13 protein-coding genes are annotated in these 22,185 nt (G+C 37.4%); 3 read left to right on the plus strand and 10 right to left on the minus strand.

Translation table 11 applies throughout. The features are described 5' to 3' along the window. Positions 1 to 10: 10 nt before the first annotated feature. The 3 genes from GI584_RS19425 to GI584_RS19435 are packed head-to-tail and all read left to right on the plus strand — an operon-like array spanning position 11 to position 2,556. Positions 11 to 1,294 (plus strand): PTS sugar transporter subunit IIC, encoded by a 1,284-nt coding sequence (locus GI584_RS19425; protein WP_153792276.1) that lies wholly within the window; start codon positions 11 to 13, stop codon positions 1,292 to 1,294. A gap of 12 nt (positions 1,295 to 1,306) precedes the next feature. Then, positions 1,307 to 1,699, plus strand: coding sequence for a tetratricopeptide repeat protein (locus GI584_RS19430; RefSeq protein WP_153792277.1), 393 nt, complete (start codon positions 1,307 to 1,309; stop codon positions 1,697 to 1,699). A 14-nt stretch (positions 1,700 to 1,713) separates the two neighbouring features. After that, entirely contained in the window at positions 1,714 to 2,556 is an 843-nt protein-coding gene (locus tag GI584_RS19435) for a class II fructose-bisphosphate aldolase (RefSeq protein WP_153792278.1), read from the plus strand. 490 nt (positions 2,557 to 3,046) lie between these two features. Here the strand turns inward: GI584_RS19435 and GI584_RS19440 are convergent, their stop codons facing one another. The 10 genes from GI584_RS19440 to GI584_RS19485 all read right to left on the minus strand — a co-directional run bounded on the left by GI584_RS19440 (position 3,047) and on the right by GI584_RS19485 (position 22,173). Continuing rightward, positions 3,047 to 9,772, minus strand: coding sequence for an Ig-like domain-containing protein (locus GI584_RS19440; protein ID WP_194842050.1), 6,726 nt, complete (start codon positions 9,770 to 9,772; stop codon positions 3,047 to 3,049). 105 nt (positions 9,773 to 9,877) lie between these two features. Continuing rightward, entirely contained in the window at positions 9,878 to 10,696 is an 819-nt protein-coding gene (locus GI584_RS19445) for a carbohydrate ABC transporter permease (protein WP_100359167.1), read from the minus strand. 24 nt (positions 10,697 to 10,720) lie between these two features. Then, positions 10,721 to 11,596, minus strand: coding sequence for a carbohydrate ABC transporter permease (locus GI584_RS19450; protein WP_100359166.1), 876 nt, complete (start codon positions 11,594 to 11,596; stop codon positions 10,721 to 10,723). Positions 11,597 to 11,653: 57 nt separating this feature from the next. After that, on the minus strand, positions 11,654 to 12,991 hold the full coding sequence (locus tag GI584_RS19455; protein WP_228552282.1) for an ABC transporter substrate-binding protein: 1,338 nt from the start codon (positions 12,989 to 12,991) through the stop codon (positions 11,654 to 11,656). Between the two features lie 348 nt (positions 12,992 to 13,339). Then, on the minus strand, positions 13,340 to 15,721 hold the full coding sequence (locus GI584_RS19460) for a hypothetical protein (RefSeq protein ID WP_153792280.1): 2,382 nt from the start codon (positions 15,719 to 15,721) through the stop codon (positions 13,340 to 13,342). Positions 15,722 to 15,789: 68 nt separating this feature from the next. Next, positions 15,790 to 16,815, minus strand: coding sequence for a LacI family DNA-binding transcriptional regulator (locus tag GI584_RS19465; protein ID WP_100359164.1), 1,026 nt, complete (start codon positions 16,813 to 16,815; stop codon positions 15,790 to 15,792). Positions 16,816 to 17,258: 443 nt separating this feature from the next. Beyond that, positions 17,259 to 18,626, minus strand: coding sequence for a multi antimicrobial extrusion protein MatE (locus GI584_RS19470; protein ID WP_153792281.1), 1,368 nt, complete (start codon positions 18,624 to 18,626; stop codon positions 17,259 to 17,261). 242 nt (positions 18,627 to 18,868) lie between these two features. Continuing rightward, positions 18,869 to 19,450 carry a thioredoxin family protein gene (locus GI584_RS19475; RefSeq protein ID WP_153792282.1) on the minus strand — a complete coding sequence of 194 codons (582 nt, stop codon included), beginning with the start codon at positions 19,448 to 19,450 and terminating at the stop codon, positions 18,869 to 18,871. A gap of 189 nt (positions 19,451 to 19,639) precedes the next feature. Beyond that, a complete protein-coding gene (locus GI584_RS19480; protein WP_153792283.1) occupies positions 19,640 to 20,467 on the minus strand; it encodes an energy-coupling factor transporter transmembrane component T family protein in 828 nt (275 codons plus the stop codon). Beyond that, entirely contained in the window at positions 20,458 to 22,173 is a 1,716-nt protein-coding gene (locus tag GI584_RS19485; protein WP_153792284.1) for an ABC transporter ATP-binding protein, read from the minus strand. The genes GI584_RS19480 and GI584_RS19485 overlap by 10 nt, the downstream gene beginning before the upstream one ends. Between the last annotated feature and the right edge of the window lie 12 nt (positions 22,174 to 22,185).

Raw genomic sequence — 22,185 nt, forward strand, 5'->3', positions numbered from 1 at the left:
TTTACCAAGAATGGCGATTATTGATTTTATTATTAATAGCATATTAACACAGGCTTCCATTACGATAGCGTTAATCGCATTTGCCGGTTTGTTATTGCAGAGAAAACCTTTTGGTGAAGTCATGTCTGGTAGTTTCAAGACAATGCTAGGTTTCCTGGTTCTTTCTGCAGGTTCTTCTATTATTGTTGGTTCCCTACTATATTTTGGTGATATATTCTCCGAAGGTTTTGGAATGGAAGGTATTGTACCATCCATTGAGGCTATTAATGGGCAAGCAATGAATGACTTGGGATTAGCAAATCAAATTGCATTAACATTTTTGGCTATTTTTATATTTAACATTATTTTGGCTAGGTTTACAAAATGGAAATATATCTTCCTAACAGGACAAGCAATTTTGTGGATGGCTACCATGACTACTGTATTTGGTAGTGCAGCAGGCTTTTCTGGAATAAGCTTAATTATTGTCGGCGGTTTAGTAGGTGGCTTTTTTGCAGTAGCAATGCCTGCAATAGCACAGCCAATTGTAAGAAAAATTACCGGAACTGATGATATTGCTTTAGGACACTTCTGTACCATTGGTTATCTTTTTGCAGCTGGCATTTCAAAAGTCGCAGGAAAAAATTCTGGTTCTACTGAAAATATAAAATTCCCAAAAGGACTAGGTTTTTTGTCAGATACGTACCTTTCAGTAGCATTCGTGATGGTTCCACTATATATGGTTACTGCCCTTTTTGCAGGAGCAGAGTTTGGATCTGAATTATCTGGTGATGTAAATTATGTAGTATTTGCATTCTTACAAGCAGTTCAATTCGTAGTAGGTGTTTATGTATTACTTTCTGGTGTTCGATTACTATTAGCTGAAATTGTCCCAGCATTTAGGGGTATTGCATTAAAAGTTGTTCCAGATGCAAAACCAGCATTAGATTGCCCTGTATTATTCCCATATGCTCCTAATGCCGTTACAGCAGGTTTTGTAACAACAACAATTGGTACAGTGATCGCAATGTTTGTTCTTCCATGGTTTGGATTAGCTATGATTTTACCAGGTATGTTAACCAACTTTTTTGCCGGAGGTACTGCAGGGATATTTATGAATGCTGTTGGAGGTAAAAGAGGAGTATTAATTGGTGGAATTGCGCATGGATTTTTCATTACATTGCTTCCGGCTCTACTAGTTCCACACTTTAACAACCTTGGATTTATTAATACAACAGCCACGGATGTTGATACAGTCGCAGCTGGTTTATTTTTCGAGTGGCTTATTCATCCCATAATGAATCTATTCGCGTAAAGGAGGTACAACATGCCATTATTTAAAAGAAAAAAGAAAGAAAATGATAGTAAAACAGAAATGCAGCAACAGGTGAAAAAAGAACATTTAACGGAGCAAATAGAGAATTACAAAACAAAACTTCAAAATGCTGAATCTGAAGGCGTAGACCAAATTCACATATTAAATATGCTTGGTAGTTTGTATTTTGAAATAGAGAACTATGATCAGGCCATTAAGTATTACGAAGCAAGTATTGAAGAAAATAAAGCATTAGGAAAAGCCTTTACCGATTTAATCAAGCTATACAACATTAAGAGAAAAGAAGCTACTAAAGAAAATGACAAAGAAAAAGTGCAATTGTATTTACAAAAGTCTGACGATCTTATGAAACTAACAAAAGATTCGATAAGAGGAAGAATATAGGAAGGAGTAAAAAAATGACTAAAAGTTTAAAGCAATTATTTGAGGACTACGAAGGAAAAAGAGCTATAGGTTCTTTCAATGTTCACTGTCTAGAGATGTTACCTGCTATGCTAGAAGGGGCAAAAGAAGTTAATGCACCAATCATTATTCAAACATCACCTGGGACAGCAGAATATATAGGTTTTGATTTGTTAGTGAATAGTATCGAGACCTTATCCGAAAGGTTAGAAATAGATGTATGTTTACACATGGATCACTGCAAGGATATAGATATCCTTAAAAAGGCTATCGATGCGGGTTATAGCTCCGTTATGTACGATGGATCTAGTTTAGATATTGTTGAAAATATTAAGAACACAAGAATAGTAACAAAATATGCTCGCTCTAGAAAAGTTTCAGTTGAAGGTGAAGTCGGAACAATCGGTGGTGCTGAAGATGGCATGGTAGTTGCAGAAAAAGATGCCATTTATACTCATCCTGAAGATGCTTACAAATTTGTTAGGGAAACAGGAGTGGACGCAATAGCCGTTGCTATCGGAACAACTCATGGGCAATATAAATCAAAAGCCAATATTAATTTTGAATTATTAGAAGAACTGTCTACAAACATGAAAGATGTTGGATTGGTACTTCATGGAGGTACCGGCGTATCTGATGAAGATATGAGAAGGTGTGTTAGACAAGGTATGAAAAAAGTAAACGTTGGAACAGAATTGAACAAATCTTATATTGAAGAAGTTAATAAAACATTCTCCTCAGCAACGCCATTAACTTCTCTTAGAAAACTTCTATTACCTGCCAATAATAGAATAAGAGATATTGTGATAGAGAAATCAAAACTGTTCCAACTAATGTAAATTTTATTATACCATAAAAGGACATAAATTTTGAACGATCTACAAATAAGAAAGCAACCTTTAACGTAATTGGTTGCTTTTTTATTGTTTATTTTTATTCTCTTAAATACCGTTGACACACAAACCTTAAATTATAATAGGGATATTTGAACTAAGTGTCTAGATGAAAACGACCAAAACATTTGCATCAGCAAAATCCGTTAAGCTGTAGTCTTACCATCTGTTGTAGGAAGTGTAAAATCCAGTGCCTTCTGACCTAACTCCAATGTAAAGGCCATAAAAACTCCTTCCTTAGTCCAATATAAAATGGAAACGATATCAAAAAGGAGATAGATTCAAAGATAATGCTCAATGAGGAGTAATCCATATAATATTTCCCTAACGAACATTTATAGTTAGATATAATTAATTCGATTTCTTATTAATTCTTATAAAATAATAAGTAAAAGAAAGGATAGAGGAGTAAATATCCCCTACCCTTTCCTAATTATTATGATTTAATTTTTCTTCTATGCATAAACAGTAAAATAGAAGCTATTGCAACTAGGATTACGCCTGCCAACATGTAATTGAATATAGATGTTGCTGTTCCAGGCAATTTATCTTTACTTGGAACAGGAGACTGATTGTCACTTGATAAACTGTCACTATCTTTAGATCCTAAATCTGTGTCCGGTCCACCTGAATCTGTTTTTGATTGTGCAAAAACTCCATATATGGAGAAGTGCGGAACAGACAACGTAATTAAACCATTTTCCGCTTCACCACCTCGTGCTTCCCATTCACCTTTCTCTTCATTAAAATAATAGATACTTACCATATTCTCGCTATATTTCTCCTCATCAAATCCTAATGTTAAGTTGAAAGGTTCTTCTGAACTTTTATTTTCAGGATATTCAAAGTGTACATCCAGAACATCACCCGCAATCTCATAACCCGAATGCTGGATGTCTTCTGTTTCCAACCTGTTTATCGTTACTGTCGTTCCTGTTGGAAGATCATCAGGCAATGTAATGGTTGCGTTTGTACCTTCCACCTCAATCGTAGTTCCGGCAAATACCGGTGTTTCTTCTCCAATCTTGATGGATGGAGCATAAACCATAACTGCGATTTCCTTGTTAAAGCCAGCATAGGAAACATTTAAGCTTGTAACACCTGCTTGTTTCGCAGATATTTTTCCTTGCTTGTTCACAGTCGCGATATTTGTGTCTTCTATATTGAACTCGGCATCTTTCGTAATGTCTTGAGATGTTCCGTCACTTAGTTGAGCAGCGACTTTTACTGTTGCTTTCTCTTTTGTGGAAAGGACGATATCCTGGTAATTAAGTTCAATATCGACGACAACAGGTTCTTCAGGGAGATGAATAGATTCCTTGAAAGTTGTTATAGCCTGTTGTAGCTTAGATACTGCTTGATCAACTCTACTTTGGGTGTTGGATTCCAACGCTTCTTTCGCCTGGTCAACTGCCTGAATCAGCTTTTCACTTGCAGATTCTGGATACTGTCCTGGCTCTGATCCAACTTCTGCATTTTCCAACAAGCCCTCCGCTTTTTCTATCTCTGCAGATAATTCGCTTGTATCTACAGGTGGATAATTCACTTCAATCATTAACGTATTGGAGGTCACTTCTGCTCCATCCAGTGTAACCACAGCCGTTACTTCAATGGCATTCAACTCGTCTGTATCTTCGGATAACATAAGCTTGTTGTCATCAAATGCTACAAAATCATTGTTATTGCTGGAAAATTCGATCGTTGCATTGCTAAGATCAACTTCTGATTCGTCACTCATCCAACCTTCCACCTGAAGCGTAGTGCTTTCTCCTGGCTCCAGATCTGACCTATCCGCAGATAATTCAATCGTTTCGAGAACAGGTTTAGCTGTTACTGTTATTTGTGCTACAACTTCGACATTTGTACCATTGATAGTACCTACCACTTCAAAGCTTCTAGGTTCCTCCAGCTGGGAAGGATCGATAGAATCCCAAGTCACTTCAAGCTGTTGTGTCGTTCCATCATTATATGTTACCTCGATCGACGCTGGCAGTTCCGGCATAATTCCTGTTTCCGTTTCAATCAGTACTTCTTCTGTTTCTTCTATTACTGGATCTTCCCCGCCTGTTTCATAAATAGTACTTACTTCTTCCGCTGTCATGGCGTAGTTATAAATCCGAAAATCATCGAGCCCAGTCTGAATGAAACCATCATCAAATTGTGGATTCGTGTAGCCTAAATATTTTGGATCATCGGTTGCCGTAATACTTTCCAGTCCATCTTCTTCTGCAATGGTTACTTCCTGAGGTTCCCCATTCTTGTAGATCGACGCTTCATTTGAATCTGAATCAAACGTTGCAACAACATGTGTCCATTCATTCAAAGGTAGAAATTCGTCAGCAGGCTCGTCTACATAGAAGCGGTTAAATCCATCTACCACCATAAATGATGAGTAGCCATCATCATAAGTTAAATACCAGCCATCTTGGTTCCATCCACCGTCGGGTTTCGCCCAGAATATATTATTTTTACCCATTTCACCTGCACGCTTAATCCAGTATGAAACGGTAATATTGGATGGCTGCAGTTCCTGGCTATTACCAACATCTATAAAATTGTTTTCCCCGTTAAATTGAAGGGCACCACCTTGCACACCTTCGATCCAATATGGTTCCCCATTCAGATCACCGTTATTATCTTTAGAAGACGAATCAGCAATACTTGTGCCTTCGCCCTCATCAAATGTATACCATAATACCATTTCTTTCTGCAGTTCTGGTTCAGGTTCTATTACCGTAACGATAGCAATAGCTTGAATATCAGTACCATTGACCGTACCTTCCACTTCGAAACTTCCTGGCTCTTCGTATTCCGCTGGATCTACCGCATCCCATCCTACCTCAACTTGTTCTGTACTTTCATCATCGTACACACCAGTGACAGTATCCGGTAATTCTGGTTCCACACCAGCTTCAGTTGTTACTTCAACTGGCTCTGTTGAAACGATCTCGGGATCCTCTGGTTGTGGCTGTGGTTCTTCGTTTTCAGCTTTTTCCACTGTCACATGAAGTAACGCTTCTTTATCTGTCCCTTCTACCTCACCACTAACAGTGAATTCACCTTCTTCAGCGTACTGGGAAGGATCAATTTCTTCCCACGTTACTTCAACATTGACATTATCCATTGAACCGTCATTGTATTGGACTTCTACCGTTGATGGTAAAAATGGTTCCTGACCTGCTTTTGTGATAACATGCTGATCTGTAATCGTATTGATCGTGACACTTGATTCATCTCTTACATAAATTGTCGCTGAGATCATCTGAGAGGACGAGACAAGTGATCCCCAAATAGTAAATTGCGTATCTGACTGTTCCAATTGCCCGTCATTTATATCATTCCACGTTACTTTCGTATCTTGACGAAGGCCATCGAATACCTTCTGTACCGTTTCTGGTAAATTTGGTTGTTCACCAGTCTGAACACGCACTTTTACATCTTCAGGATACAATCCGAGTACAGGTGGCTCAAATACTTTCCATTCAAGAATTCCAGTCCACTGGGCACCTCTAGTAATCGTCATGCGTAATCCTGTCGTTACAATGGGTTCAAACGTTGTCGTATTGTACTTATCTGGTTCTACACCCATACCATCAATGATATCAACATGTTCCCATTCGCCTTCTTCTGTCATATATTCCAGTGTATAAGATTCTGGCATCTGTATTCCACCACCATCTGTCCACCAGTATACATCCGACTGATTAATGACGACAGGATCTTCCCAAGTGTACTGTACCCACTCCGTTTCAGAATCGTTGCCCCAGTTACCATATGCACCTCCATTTTTATCTCCTGAATCTTCTGGATCAATGCCGTTATTGATCGCATCCAAGTCTTCCCAGGATGAAATAAAGGAAGTAGATGGTGTTGCATTCTGTGCAAGGTTCATGTTTTCCTGTACAATGTCGAATTCTATATCTTCGGAGGTCGAATACTCCCCATCATCCGCTGTTACCGTTAATACATACCTACCTTCTTCACTGAAACTCGCAACTGTTCTGATAACGTTTTGATTGTCAAAAATAACTTCCCCTGGTCCGGATGTTTTTGACCAGGATATTTCTGGAAATGCTTTAGGTTGTCCATCATCCTCAACAGATGCAATGAACCGCTTTTTCATCGGCTGACTATAATCTTCATCAATGGACACACTTACTTCAGGCGCTTTATTTGGCTCAACCGGAACTTCTATACCTGTTTCAAAAACTTGAATTTCTTTTAAACCTACCGCATAACCAGGGTACGGTGTCATCGAAACTCTTACTTTTTCCGAAGTTATTGAATTAAACTGTACTTCATTAAAATTCGCCTGGAGAGGACTTTTCTTTTGATAAGGTACGGATACCCAGTCCTCACCATCCAGGTACTGCACAGTGTAGTACATTGGTTCACGATAATTACCTAAATGTTTGTCATTGTAGAAATATAACTTTACGTTGTCAAAAGTAGTTGGCTCACCTAAGTCCACTTCAAACCATTCCTGCTCATTATCCGAACCTTTTGTTCCCCAAATCGGATTTGGAGCCGCATAATGATTGCCACGAGTCGTTGGTAAGCCACTGACCGTGAAACCGTCTACGGCATTCTTTGCTTTCGTTACTTCCTCAGGCGCTGTACCTTCTGAGGTATAAGAAGCTTGTACAGGCTTTCCTTTTGCAAGGTTTTCTACGTTAGAAGTTTCTACTGAAAGATCCACACCCGCTTTCTGGAACATATCTACCGCTCTTTCGTTGGAAGAAAGTGTTACCGAAGTCGCTTCCTTAAAACCATCCAGTTTCACTTCACTGTGTAAAATGGAGGCTTCGCTTTCGTCGTCCAAAATCGTGACATCACCTGTTGCGGGATCATAACTTACATGAACCAGATCATCAACCGTGAATACACGCTGTCCATCCAGATAAAGTGAATACCCTTCAGGAGAATTTTCATAGTGTTTGTCCCCATCTACTCGATCCCATACAATCGTTAGATCACTATCATGATAGCGTAAATTATTAACTGTGAAATAATCATACCCCATATCTATTGGCCATAGTTCTACCATATCATCTTCTCTCGGTTTCATACCGGCAATATCTTCAATAATCGAGAAGTTATAAGCACCTAATATATTGTGATGGATCCAAGAACGGTATTCAATCTGTCCTGTTTCTTCATTATAACTGTTCCAGAACTCGTTATTATCTGGATATCGATTGTCTCCATCAATATACTGAGTCCAAGTCGACCATTCGATTAATTTGCGGTACATCGTTGGTGTAATGTACTCAGACGGATACTCTCTGATCGCTGTTGCGAACAATCTTGCCTGTAATGTAGAGTTGATGTTGGAAAAATTGTTCGTTCCCCCAACACCCGCTTCAATTGCCTGCTGTTTATCATATTGGTTAGCGGTGAAAAACGGCATGATCGGAAATTGTTCTGCATCGGCATAAAAACGTAGTGCCTGCTTATAATCATCCGTGTTTGGTACTAATTCATGTGTGAAAGGTGAGAAGTTTTGCTGGTCTTTCCACGGTACCAGTTCGCCGGATTCAATATCCCGTTGTTTAAATACTTTCCCATTTTCCCCCTCAGAATCATCCCATAACACATCCAGCAACGACTGTTGAATATTCTCAGCCAATGCCGTCATTTCCTGCGCTTTATCTTCTTTACCTAAAATGGAATAGATCTCGGCAGCTGCCAAAGCACCGGAATAGTTAAATGCACTCTGATCAGTTCTGTCCTGATCACGATCTCTCCAATTTAATGCAACAGCATCAGCATCATTACCAGTGAGCGAACCCCAGTCATATTGTACAAGATAGTTATTGTTCGGATCATATTTATCTAATTGTCCTTTTACATCCCCTTCTGCATAACGGGCAAGGTTTTCAAGTATTTTTTCATCTCCACCATGGACTTTGTAAGACTCCCACGCTTCATCTGCAATCCATTGCTCATATGTATTATTCCAATGAGCGGGGTCACCAGGATTGTCTTGAAACGCAGAATATTTAGAACTTTCTCCAGAAGAGACCCAATTTCCATATGAATAAATAGGATCTCTGAAATACTTCAGATCTTGCATATGCATCGGCTGTGTCAACTGAATCGCATTATTATAACCAAGAATTCCCTCAATCGATACCGGGAACTGAAAATCATTTCCTGGAATATTTGCATCGACGTAATTATAACGGCTCATAAATGTTCGGTAATAGGACATTTTCTTCATATTTTGATCGGGTATATCAATGTAGGGGACATTTTCAGCCCACCATTGATTATATTCGTTCAATTGAGTTAAGTAAGCCGTCTCTGCATCATATTCAGCATAACGTTCATAGTCTGTGGTTGATTCAGGTATTTCCCTAGTCGTTACACCCATTTGAACTTTGACAGTGGTTGTTTCACCTGGTTCCAGATCAATTGCTTTTGATAACACTTCATCATTTACCGTAAAACCTTCTCCGCTTAAACGAGGATACATGGTTGTCAATTCATATCTAGCTTTTTGCACCCCTGTTAATTCGGTACCATGCTCATTGGCAGTCTTTGCAATTGAGGATGAAACGACAACATCTGTATTGACAACGCTTTCAGAATTGTTAGTAATATCTAATATAGTGACCGCAACATTGTTGTACGTAATAAATTTTTTCTGTTGGATATTTAATATGTTATTTTCATCGGTGTGGGAACTAATCCAATGACTTGGATACTGTGAACGCGAGGTGGATTCTTCTGATGTATTATAATCGTTTAGTTGAATGGTGTACATATCTTGCTCATTTCCTGTTGGCATTTCACGGTATGCGTAACCACCGCCAAAGCCAAGCTCGCTTGGGTCGTGAACATACATATAAAGCGCCCTGCCTTTTGTAAATAGGTCAGCACCGCCTTCAGATCCGTTCCGCTCCAATATTCTGTCCATCCAAAACGAGTCACCACCCGCCTTATCGACTTTATATATATCTTCTAACATGGAATGGGAAGGATCATATGTCACAGGTTCATTGGGAACTGGATTTTCATCTCCCTGATATTCCGGAGTTCCAGGATCTACTGCTTCAGGAATATCATGCGTATAATCTGCAAAAACGGCGTTTGCATTACTGAGTAACAAAACCATGATTGCTATGACCGTCAAAATTTGCCTAAACTGTTTCTTCATTGTTTCACCTCTCATTTAATGGTATATAATTCAGACCCTGTTTTTGTCTATTCATCAGTAACATGAGGAAGACTAATCACCTCCTTTAAGAAAAATATTTACTTACTACTCTTTAATCGCACCTGCCGTTAAACCACTGATGATATACTTCTGTAAAGCAATCGAAATCAGAACAATTGGTATGGTTGCCGTCACAGCTGCTGCAGTCATTTGTCCCCAGTTCAAGGAATGAACCCCTTGGAATTGTGAAATAGCCACTGGAACTGTTCTTGCATTGTCTGATGATGTGAAAATCAATGCGAATAAGAATTCATTCCATGACAATGTAAAAGAAATAATTCCTACCGTTAAAATTCCTGGCAATGACAATGGTAAAACAATTCGAGTGATGACTTTAAATACACTACAACCGTCCATGATCGCTACTTCTTCAATAGCTGAAGGAATCGTTCTAAAGAATCCGGTAAGGATCCAGACAACTAGTGGCGTAAAGTATGCGACATATGGAATAATCAAAGCAAAGTAAGTATCTATTGCTCCGATACTTCTTAAAAAACTGAAAAGTGGACTTATAATAAATATCCCAGGAAAAATAGTAATAAACAGCACCAGCATAAACAATGTGTTTTTAAATTTGAACTTTAAACGAGCAAAAGCATATGCAGCTGGGACTCCAATTGAGATACAAACCAATGCTGTTACACCGGATACGATGATACTGTTAAAGATATTGGTTAAAAAGCCACTTTGGCTAATAACCGCTACGTAATTATCTAGAAAGAATGTCTCTGGCAAAATTTTGACATCATAAATTTCTCCTTGCTGTTTCAGAGAGGTAAGTACTGTCCACAAATAGGGAATAACATTAATAAGAATAATCAGTACCAAGCCAATCCAAAATAACAAACTTTTTTTCTTCTTCATGTTTTACTCCTCCGTTTTTTTCGTTTAGGCATCCATCTGTTTATTCATGCTCCGGCTATAGAAGTAGATCAATATACCAATCACTGATACTCCGACAACTGCCATCGCACCACCTAAACCAAAATCGAGATATTGGAAGAACACCTTATAGTTGTAAAGTGTGAATATTTCCGTTGCTTCCCCAGGACCTCCACCAGTCATCACATAGATAATATCAATGACATTGATTGTTTGTAGAGTTGTAAAAATCAATCCCATGGCAATAAATGGACGTATTAACGGAAGTGTTATATGGTAATACTTCCTCCATGCACTAGCACCGTCAATATCCGACGATTCATATAATTCCTTTGATATCGTTTGCAAACCGGAGATGATAATTAAAGTTAACAGTGGAGTTGTCTTCCAAACGTTTGTTAGGATAACACTCATCATGGCATGATCAGAAGAAACTAACCAAGGAATACTTCTTTCGATTAACCCTAAACTTTTCAAAACATGATTGATGATCCCAAAGTCTGTTTCAAACATAAATTTCCATGCCTGAGCTGCAACAACTGGTGCAACAGCCCAAGGTAATAATATGGTTGCACGAAACAATGATCTGCCTTTGAATGCTTGATTTGCCAGTTGAGCAGTAATTAAAGCCAGAATGAGCATTCCTAGGACGCTTCCAACAATATATATCAAACTGGTAATCAATGATGATATAAACCTGTCATCCTGAAATAGTGCTACATAATTATCCAATCCAATAAATTTTGCTTTTTCTTCAACGTTTGTCAGACGATATGACTGGAAACTATATATGAATGTCGTTACCAAAGGAATGAATACCACTACAATAATCATCGTAAAAACAGGCACTAATAACAGGTAAGGTAAATATTTGTATCTCAATGTTAAAACTCCCTTACTAGCGATTGAGGTGGTGTTTACCTCAACCGCGCATCAATTTTATTCAAGATTTTCCAAATCCTCTGCTAATCCGTCCAATGCCTCTTGAGGACTTAAATCTCCTGACAAAGCTTGGTGTATATAGGACTGAGCAATATCAGACATTTTAGAATATTGCGGGTGACTTGGGCGTACAGATGCATCATCAAATGCTTTTGTATACTCATCTAAATAAGGTGCAGCCTCAATAACTTCTTCATCAGAATAAATATCAAGCTGCGTACCCGCATATCCACCGTTTATCAGCATTTCTTTTTGGTTTTCAACAGTCGTAAACCATTCGATAACCTCCCAAGCTTCATCCGGATGATTTGAACTGCTAGAAATAGCGAAGTTCCATCCACCTACAGAGTTAGCTTTCTGTCCACCTTCAAACATAAAGTTGCTCGCAACCCATGTTTGGTCTTGTACAGCAGAATCATCTGATTGATTGATAGAGTATACATATCCCCAGTTCGGATTAAACAATGCTTGTCCTTGTGTAAACGGAATTCTAGAATCTTCCGGTGTAGAATTACCAACTGCTGATGGAGATACCACTTCATATTCATTCATCATATCGACCATAAATTGCAATGCTTCCACTGCCTCCGGGCTGTTAATGATTACATTGCCATCTTCGTCAAAGAAGTCACCATTTTTAGCATGTAGAAATTCAGTAAAGCTTACAATTAATTGTTCCGATCTTCCCCAGTGCATTGCAAACCCTTGAATTCCTTCTTCATCTTGAATGTGTTGAGCAATTTCTACTGCTTCTTCATATGTTTCTGGAACATCGTATCCATATTCCTCTAAAAGATCTGTACGATACCAAAGCGGATGAAGATCATTAAACCAAGGTACAGCCCATGTTTGTTCATTATACTTTACAGAATCAACCTGACGGGCAATATAGTTAGATTGCATATCTTCCGTAAATAGATCATCAAGTGGAAGAAGCCATCCTGATTCTGCAAATTCCGCTGTCCATACAACATCCATGTTTACGATATCCAGATTGTCTGAACCTGCAGATAATTGAGTTACCGTTTGATCGTGCATTTGTGATGCATCGTTTGACATTGGTGTAAACTCAAGCTGAATATTATCATGTTCATCATTAAATCGTTGTCTTGCAGCTTCCATCTGTCCCTCAGGGTCATTCTCAAACACAGCCATGTGAACAGTTACAGCATCATCACTACCTTCACTTTCACCTGGTTCTTCTGACTCTCCACTATCTGTACCACCTTCATTTTCCCCTGAAGAAGTGTCATCATTATTGCTACAGGCAACCATCACGAGAATAATTCCAACAAAAAATAAGAATACAAATAATTTTTTTAACATAGTGTTCATTGATCATTGACCTCCTATTTTTAATTAATTTAGAGAATTACTATTTCCACTTCCTACATTTGCGAACAAAATCACCCCCTCTATAAAATCCGTTTTCATTATTAACATAACCTTTTTCGTTAAACGTTTAATCAACATCTTTGATTAAGTAAGTAGTATTATTAATGTTTTCACATTTTAGTATTTTTTAGAGCACTCTTATTGTAATTTAAAAGATATTAAATCACCTTTGATAAAACGTTTAATCAAATTTAGACTATCACAGGTTTTTAAAGGCGTCAAGCATTTTTGAAAACGTCTACATTACTGAAAAGAAGAAGACATTACTCTCCTTCCATCACCAAAAGATTAAAATTCAAACGTTTCATGTCCCACTTGTTGCCACTTCTTATTCGATTTCTTTATAGAAACTTGTTTCAAACAATGGCTATTACTATTATTATTTATTACGATATGTTCGAGATCCATGTGGTAAAACTTTATCATTTTCGGATATGCAGCAAAACTTGTTATCGTATAAACTCCATTATCCTCTTTCAGTTCACCGTTCACACATATCAGCTTGTCATTTTCACAATAGACATACGTTGTTGTACCAAATCCATCTAAATATGCAACAAGTTCTTCCCCCATATCCCAATCATCACCAGTAGCATTACCGGCAAACAGTTCAGGATCATCTTCCATAAATACAGATTGTCCGAAGCGGTTATGTGATAACTTTAGCTTGTTTAAGTTAGGATACGCAACACTATAAGTTGAGGCAGCTTCTCCTTTTGATAATCTATCTTTAGTTGCCATTGCATTCCAATCATAGCAATACAATACAGCCATCATAGAATTATAAGCAGCATGCAAATAACGTGTATCACCTGTCTGTTCAAAAACAACTAGTGCGGAATGTGATACAAGCCCTCCCCAAAGGGAATGAATCATGTAAGATAAGGCCTCCCACCAACGATCCGGGTTCTGATTACGAAAATCATTACTTACTCCAATATTTGCTAAAACAAGTTCCCCATATGTTTTTGCTGATTCGACATCCCCGTATAGTGACAGTGACTCCGCAGTAGGCCCAAATCCAGCGTTATCATAATAATGCTCTGTAATAGCTGCAGCAAATTTATCTTTTTGGTTGATGATATTCAGACAAAATTTATCCCACAAGTTTTGAAGTGGTTGGTAGAGGTCTGGTAAGGACTCTTTCAAATCTTTCAGTAGATCTTTAATAAATAGATTAAAAATCCCATTCATCTTTGTTTCTTCTTTTTCACGTTTTTTAGAATGCTTTGTCTCATCAAAACGAAAAGTCATTACTTTTGCCGCCCACTGCAAATATGTTTTTCTGTCATTTAGTAGCAATGTATTGTTGTCATAACAAGACAGCAGATAAAAAACATGTGCAACATAATCAAAGTCTATAATCCGGTAGAAATCGCCATGAATATCACGTGGTTTCTGGAAATCTCCATTTATAAACCACTTACCTTTCATATAATAAACAGCACTCTTTTCTACTTTACGAACTTCGTCTTGGTTCATTTCGGATAATAAGTTCTTCTTTAAGAGAAAGCACAACTTTCCAAGTGATTCTCCTTGATTAGAAATAGGTTCAAAGCCAAACGCATCCATTTTGTTACTATCATCAATTAATGATTCGGTAATCAGATGTTCTGCCCTATAATTAATTAATTCATTTATCGGAGGCATTACATTAAATACAATAAAGTCCGTTCTTTTATTAGTAAAAACGACTTCCAATTTCTTCTCCCCAAGCTCTTTTACCGGAAAACGTACCAGGTATCTGTTATCTGACTGCTGCTCCAAAAACGGAAAAACAGATTTCTTTTCATTCTCTGTAACAAGTAGAATATCTTCCATTTCCATGTTTTCCGGTAGCCCTATTAATGCCTGAAAATCATGGTTCTCAATAACAATCGGAGAATAATCAATTACAGGATGTACCTGATATGAATCCATGTCAGCAGAGTGCTCCATAAACTCAAATGTCCATTCTTTAGACAAACCTGCTTCCAAAGTGCCATTTGGCTGTATCTGATCATATATCCAATCACCATTACGGAAGCTGTCATTAATGAGTAATAACTGATGAAACAATGCTCCATCTAAGGATGGAGAAACTTGTTCACGAAAACGATTTGTATACCGACAGAACGTTGCCACGTTTTTAACCGAACCATTTGTACAATACATTGCAAGGTCAGGTCCGTTATTATCTCTTTTCTTCGCAATTAACTTTGTAAAGTGGTCGGAAACATGCGGGAAAACCGCACAAGAATGTCTCATATTCCTGATAACATTAGTATCTCTGAACATCAAATAGGCCAACGAAGTCCAGATAGCAAATTTATTGATTGTTAAGTTTTGCTTCTTTGCATTTTCTAAGACAATTTTAAACTGAAGAGCTTTGTCTTTTTCAGTATGGTATGAAAGAAACAGGCGGAAATCTAAGAAGTCGTACATAAACGTTATCGATTTCCTCTTTACCTGTACTGTTGGAGATACAACTTTATTGGTGTAGCTTCTATTATTAATGATCAGTTCGAAGTCTCCGAAAAGTTTATCGTTATCGGGATATCCGTGTTCTTCTAAATAATCTTTATCAATAACCCAATTCATGTTATGTTCATCATGAATGTTATGAAACTTATCTAATATTCCTCTTTCATCCGCTAATATGGAAAAGGTTTCGTTTGATAGCGTGTACATTCCTACTCCTCCAATCGGTTGTTAAACGATTAATCATATATTAAAAAACTCGGCTTTTTGCCAAGTCCTTATGACGAATCCCTCTCTATCAATTCACATAACAATTTTCTTTTTTTCGTTTTGATAGTCTTACCATCAATTACATCAATCAACGTTTTGATAGATATTTCTCCCATATCATGGAGAGGCAATGAAACAGTGGATAACTTCGGTGTATAATAACTGCTGACCTCTCGATTATCAAATCCGAAAATAGCAAGTTCATCAGGAACATGAATGTTCAATTCGCTTGCTGCCTTTATTACACCTCCAGCCATTAAGTCGTTCATAGCCAATATGGCAGAAGGTCTTTGTTCTCCTTTTAATAAATCCATAGCCATTTTATATCCGGATTCATATTCCCAATCTCCTGTTTTTACATAATTGGGATTGAACTGTAAACCATTACTCATTAATGCATTGCAATAACCGTTAAAACGTGCATGAGCGGATTCCGAATTAATAAGCCCACTAATAAGAGCAACTTCCTGATACCCTTTATTTATCAAATAACTAGTTGCATCGAATGATGCCTTATAATCATCATAATTAATCGAAATATCTGACTCATCAGAAGTATCACAATACGTATATACCACTGGGGTACTGCTATCGGGTAATAAACCATTCACATTACGAAGATGAATTCCTATATAAATTATTCCTTCTACCTGGTTGGACAATAACTGGTGAAATAATGGCATCACCATTTCTCTACAAGTGTCAACATCCGGAAATTGATTTCCGTACTTTTTATACAAACGCAAATTCGTTAGCAAAATGGAATAATCGTTTTCTTCAGCAAATTCATTGATTCCGTCAATTATTTCAGGGGCGTTAAAAACGGAGAGATCTTCTACAATTACTCCGATAGTATGTGTTTTATTCATCTTAAGACTTTTAGCAACTCTGTTTGGCTTATAATCAATCTCTTCTATTATTTTTAATATTTTTTGCCTTGTTTCTTCACCAACTCGGCCTCTATTATTTAATACATTGGACACTGTGGCTACCGAAACTTCTGCTAAATCAGCTATGTCTTTAATATTCGCCATTATTCTCAACCTTTTATTCTTATTGATAAAACGTTTAATCAATTAAATAATACAATATTCTTTTTATCTTGTCAAAGCTTTTTGGGAAAATGCATACGATTAGACTACAGAGAATGCGCTTAAAGCTTAATCAGAGATTGCTTTATGTACTTTACAAAGCATCTAGCCTATTTTGCTATGCTCGAGCAATATTACCCTTTTATTCACAAAATTCACTCCACAGTTACTTACTGAAGAAACAATGATCCCAAAAAATTTATAAACAGAGATGGCTGTCCAAAAGTCTATTATTTCCACTTATGAACAGCACCATTCATCTAAGGTTTTATTTTAAAGCATGATTGGTAATTCTGGATTTTCTTAATATTTAAGCATTAACTTGGTATTCGAATAATTATAATCTTTACTCCATTTTTATCACAGCTGACCATTGGTAGGTCAAGCTAGTGAGTATATGCCTTTTTCCTTCTGGTCATCATTTTTAAAAATTTGATCTGCTTCGGTTTTTTGGATGTAGCATTTAAAAATAATAACAAAATAATCAATTCTACTAAAAAACCAATGGATTGTGCCATTGCTCCAATCGATCCGCCACCACTCGGAAAAACAAAAATAAGAATAAACAATGCCGTCACTGCCGCAATGACATTTCCAGTTTGTGAAAATGACATCACTTTTGTTTTACTTCTAATCATAAGGATCCCATTGGCAAAATCTATCCATGGAAAACAAAGAGTGAATAGAATAAAAAAACGTAATGCTAGAATACTATGATCAAGCAGCTCTCCAGAAACTCCGATAATATGTTGAAAAATCCATACACCGACTGGAGAATAAGCAATAAGCATTAACATCAAGCTAGGAATCAAACTCATGAGCACAGTAAAACGGAGTACTATGCGTTGATCTTTTTGATAAAAATTGATTACAATTTGATGAATATACGAGGCAATGCTATTCAACAAATGGACAACAGACAAAGCAACAGCATAAGAAGCAATCGCAATTTCCGCTTTCGTACTCCAACCTAGTACAGCATTGATCGTTGGCGTGACACTAACTGCAATTAAAGATGCGATCATTAACGGACTATAAAAACGAAAGATCTGTGATTGTTGAACAATATTATGTTTTTCCTTTTTCTTCGGTAATTCTCTAACGATCAATCTTCCTTCCAGAACACTGACAAGTGCTTCAATGGCCATACCAGCTAAAAAGATATAAGCACCTATATAACCATGGTTTACCCATCCGTTTCTAAGCAAGATCCAAGCTAACAGCGCCATGCAAATCAGTCGGACGCACATCCCAATCGTTAGCCATTTGGTTTTTAAATTCGATATTATCACACCTTGGTACAGACAACGAATACCTGAGAAAATTGTCACAAACATCAATACTCGATAAGCATCTATCGTTGGTTCAAGCATTCGATCACTGACACCAAGCAGTACGGAAAAAAAACCTTTTCCTAAAGGGGAATATGCTAAGACAAGACTTAGTAAAAAAATAGCTGACAACACATAAAATGTAGCATTTTTCATTAAGGTGTAGGATGTCCTATCTCGTACTAATGTAGAACATGTTTGACGCAGTATCACTGCACAGCGCTCTAATAATCCAAAAAGGCTCATCGCAACCGAATAACTTGCAATCACAATAGCTGGCTCTGGAGCACGGGCCAGCGTACTGTTTATAATAACGTGTGAAATGGTTACTAAGCTAGCCGATAAGCCTAACGGGATAAAAAAATAAAGAAGAGTACGAAACGTAACTTGACTCCCCTCCGAAACCGCTTCCTTTTCATTCATTTATGAACACTTCCTAAAGTATGTTTATAACACATCATAGTTTATTTTTAAAAGTAATGCTAGTTATTAGAACCTTTCATTTTAGTGAATATATTTTCAGGAAGAAAAACTTGTTTTGTTGCCAAGTACCTAAGAAACCCATTTTACCTATGAAACTATTAGTGTAAAATAATTTGTGTAAACAGAGGCTAAACAAAATTAAAATCACTTCTTGAAATAAAATCCAAGAAGTGATTCGCATCCTATACTAGATCACATGCTTCTGCTGGCATCCAATGTTCATCTTTACCATGCCATTTCACGTTACAACCGAGCGGATTAGTTAATGGTGTTGTAATTTCCTTACCAGCCAAATGTTCAGATAGCGCATTTTCCAAATCATTTACCGTTGCTTTTTCAGACTCGCGTGGATTGTCAAGACCACGACCAGTATAAATCAACTCACGGTTTTGATCGAATACGTAAAAATGCGGTGTCCGCAAAGCACCATATGCCTTGGCTACATCTTGCGACTCATCCTGTAAATACACCCACGGGAATTTCTTCTCTTCCATCTGTTCCACCATTACTTCAAATGAATCATCAGGTTTCGTATTCACACTATTAGAGTTGATACCAACAAACTTTACACCTTGATTCGCATACTTTTCGGCAGTTGCTCTTGTCACTTCATTCGATCCAACAACAAATGGGCAATGATTACATGTGAAGAAAACGACCAAAACATTTGCATCATCAAAATCCACTAAGCTGTACTTCTTACCATCTGTTGCAGGAAGCGTAAAATCCGGTGCCTTCTGACCTAACTCCAACGTAAAAGCCATAAAATAATTCCTCCTTTTAATACGATATTAGTCAATGAAAACGATATCAAAACTAAGCAAATTATTCAATGATCATGCTTCACTTTAAAGAGGGGAAAGATTTTAACAATGGTCCAGTTTATATTTATAGCTAGACAAGCACCAATGCTATGTTTCATCTGTAAATCTAGCTATTTAGCAAACTTATAACTAAAAAGGATTATAAAATCGATTGCCATCATGAAAGGTGATTACCATAGCTGCTATAAAAAGCACCAGACTAATAATCAATGTTATCACATCAGCCTTTAATAGCGGCCTGGCACTATACCAGGTACGCTTTTTATGTTTTCCAAAGCTACGTAACTCCATGGCATTACTGATTACTTCAATCCGATCGAGACTGGAAAAAATTAATGGCAACATAATTGAAACTACATTTTTCAGACGTTTGGTTAGTTTTTCATTTTTCGACAAATCAATTCCTCGCGTTTGCTGGACCTGAGCAATGGTACGAAAATCACGTTGGATATCCGGGATATAACGCAATGCCAAGGATACAGCAATCCCTATTTTATAACTAATACCTACTTTATTGAGCGATGCCGCAAATTCACTTGGGTGTGTAGTCAGAATAAACAGTAAGGCAGCTGGAATCACGACAAAATATTTCAACGTGATATTCATTTGATAAAATAATTGCTCCCATGTCAAATTATATCTGCCTGCACTTTCCCAAATCACATGACTACTACCATAAATATGTACACCCTCCTGAGGTGAAAATACATAAATGGCTACATTATTAAGCGCGAGAAAAGCTAAAATAATGATCAGCACAAAGGATATCTCCTTTAGTCGAATCTTCGACAGCTGGAATATAACAAGGCTTGCTATCAATAACACCGCCAATACTCTTGTATCATAGGTTAGCATAGCAACGGAAGACCAAATTAAAAAAACGATCAGCTTGGTAATTCCTGATAAATTGTGGATCGGTGATGTTCGTTCCATATACCCTAATATATTTACAGCCATCTTGCTCGAACCTCTCTATCATAAGAAATAAATTGATGAACAAACTGCTTAGGATCTGAAATACCTACTTTTACTGCGATATCAAATAATGAAGTACGCTTTAAATTGGCCCTAGTCACTATCTCATCATTTGTTAAAACATCAACCGCTGACTGATCAGCAATTAACCGGCCATCTGCAAGCACAATGGACCTAGAGGTGTATTCTAGCATTAGGTGCATATCATGTGTGATGAATACTATCGTTGTCCCGTTATCATTTAGCCGCAGCAAAAATTCCATCATTTCTGTATAATGACGAAAATCCTGACCGGCAGTTGGCTCATCCAAGATGATCACATTAGGCTCTAAAACTAAAATAGAAGCAATCGTTACCCTTTTCTTTTGCCCATAACTTAAAGCTGATATTGGCCAATTGCGGAACGGGTATAAGCCACATACCTTTAGGGTTTTCCAAACTCTTTCCTCGATCTCTTTCTCAGAGTATCCACGATTAACAAGACCTAACGCCACCTCATCATATATCATATGCTTGGAAATCATATGATTCGGATTTTGTAAAACGAAACCAATTTGGCTTGCTCGTTCAAATATGGTTTGATTCGTGATATCTTCTCCTTCTAAAAGAATCTGTCCACTATTCATTTTCTCAAAACCACATATAAGCTTGGACAAAGTAGATTTACCTGCGCCATTCTTTCCAACGATACTGACCATTTCCCCTTGCCGAATCGAAAAGGAGATATTTTGTAAAACTAGATCATGCTGGTATCGAAAATCTAAATTCTTTACTTCCAATAATCGTATGGCAGATCCCTCTCTATCCTGATCTTTAGACTTGATAGACCATTCCTTTAATTGTTGCTTACAGTCATCAGCGATGTTTAAAGTATCTATATGCTCCAGCCCCATATCCGAATCAACCTTACAACCACTGTACTTCAACGCTTTTAAATAGAGTGGTTCACGTATATGTACTTGATTTAACACATGAGATGCTAATAATTGGTTTGGGGCACCATCGAAGAACACTTCACCCTCATGGAGCACGATGACCCTGTCAAACTCAATATGGAGCGCATCCTCTAAGCGATGTTCAATCATAATGATCGTTTTACTTGTCTCTTGATGAATACGGTCTATTAATTCCATAGCATATTGGCCTGTTGCAGGGTCTAAATTTGCCAATGGCTCATCAAAAAGCAAAATCTCCACTTCCTCATTTACCATAACACCGCCTACAGATACACGCTGTTTTTGGCCACCAGAAAGCTCATGAATAGAATGGTCCATATGGTGCTCTATTTCCACTAATTCAGCAACCTGTTGAACGGATGTTTTCATCTCGTGCTGGGGAATCCTTTCATTTTCTAAAGAAAAAGCGATATCCTCCCCAACGTTAAGCCCGATGAATTGACCATCTGTATCCTGTAATACCGTACCTACCATTTGAGAGAGGGTAAAGATATCTAAATTTCTTGTATCGCTTCCTTTGATAAGAAGTTCCCCTTCTATATCCCCTTTATAAGAGAATGGAACTAGCCCATTTAAACAATGGACTAGTGTGCTTTTCCCTGAACCAGATGGACCTAGAATTAATACTTTTTCACCTTGATAAATGGTTACATCGATATTTCTTAAAGTTGGATCCGTTTGGCTGTAATATTTAAATGTGAAATGATTAAATTCTATTATCGGTTGTCTCATTCTCTACTCCTT

This window comes from Gracilibacillus salitolerans, from assembly GCF_009650095.1.
GTDB lineage: Bacteria > Bacillota > Bacilli > Bacillales > Amphibacillaceae > Gracilibacillus > Gracilibacillus salitolerans.

Excerpts from the sequence above, each read along its gene's own strand:
- GI584_RS19425 (WP_153792276.1), top strand. The coding sequence starts at position 11 with ATGGCGATTATTGATTTTATTATTAATAGCATATTAACACAGGCTTCC.
- GI584_RS19430 (WP_153792277.1), top strand. The coding sequence starts at position 1,307 with ATGCCATTATTTAAAAGAAAAAAGAAAGAAAATGATAGTAAAACAGAA.
- GI584_RS19435 (WP_153792278.1), top strand. The coding sequence starts at position 1,714 with ATGACTAAAAGTTTAAAGCAATTATTTGAGGACTACGAAGGAAAAAGA.
- GI584_RS19440 (WP_194842050.1), bottom strand. The coding sequence starts at position 9,772 with ATGAAGAAACAGTTTAGGCAAATTTTGACGGTCATAGCAATCATGGTT.
- GI584_RS19445 (WP_100359167.1), bottom strand. The coding sequence starts at position 10,696 with ATGAAGAAGAAAAAAAGTTTGTTATTTTGGATTGGCTTGGTACTGATT.
- GI584_RS19455 (WP_228552282.1), bottom strand. The coding sequence starts at position 12,991 with ATGAACACTATGTTAAAAAAATTATTTGTATTCTTATTTTTTGTTGGA.
- GI584_RS19460 (WP_153792280.1), bottom strand. The coding sequence starts at position 15,721 with ATGTACACGCTATCAAACGAAACCTTTTCCATATTAGCGGATGAAAGA.
- GI584_RS19465 (WP_100359164.1), bottom strand. The coding sequence starts at position 16,815 with ATGGCGAATATTAAAGACATAGCTGATTTAGCAGAAGTTTCGGTAGCC.
- GI584_RS19470 (WP_153792281.1), bottom strand. The coding sequence starts at position 18,626 with ATGAATGAAAAGGAAGCGGTTTCGGAGGGGAGTCAAGTTACGTTTCGT.
- GI584_RS19475 (WP_153792282.1), bottom strand. The coding sequence starts at position 19,450 with ATGGCTTTTACGTTGGAGTTAGGTCAGAAGGCACCGGATTTTACGCTT.
- GI584_RS19480 (WP_153792283.1), bottom strand. The coding sequence starts at position 20,467 with ATGGCTGTAAATATATTAGGGTATATGGAACGAACATCACCGATCCAC.
- GI584_RS19485 (WP_153792284.1), bottom strand. The coding sequence starts at position 22,173 with ATGAGACAACCGATAATAGAATTTAATCATTTCACATTTAAATATTAC.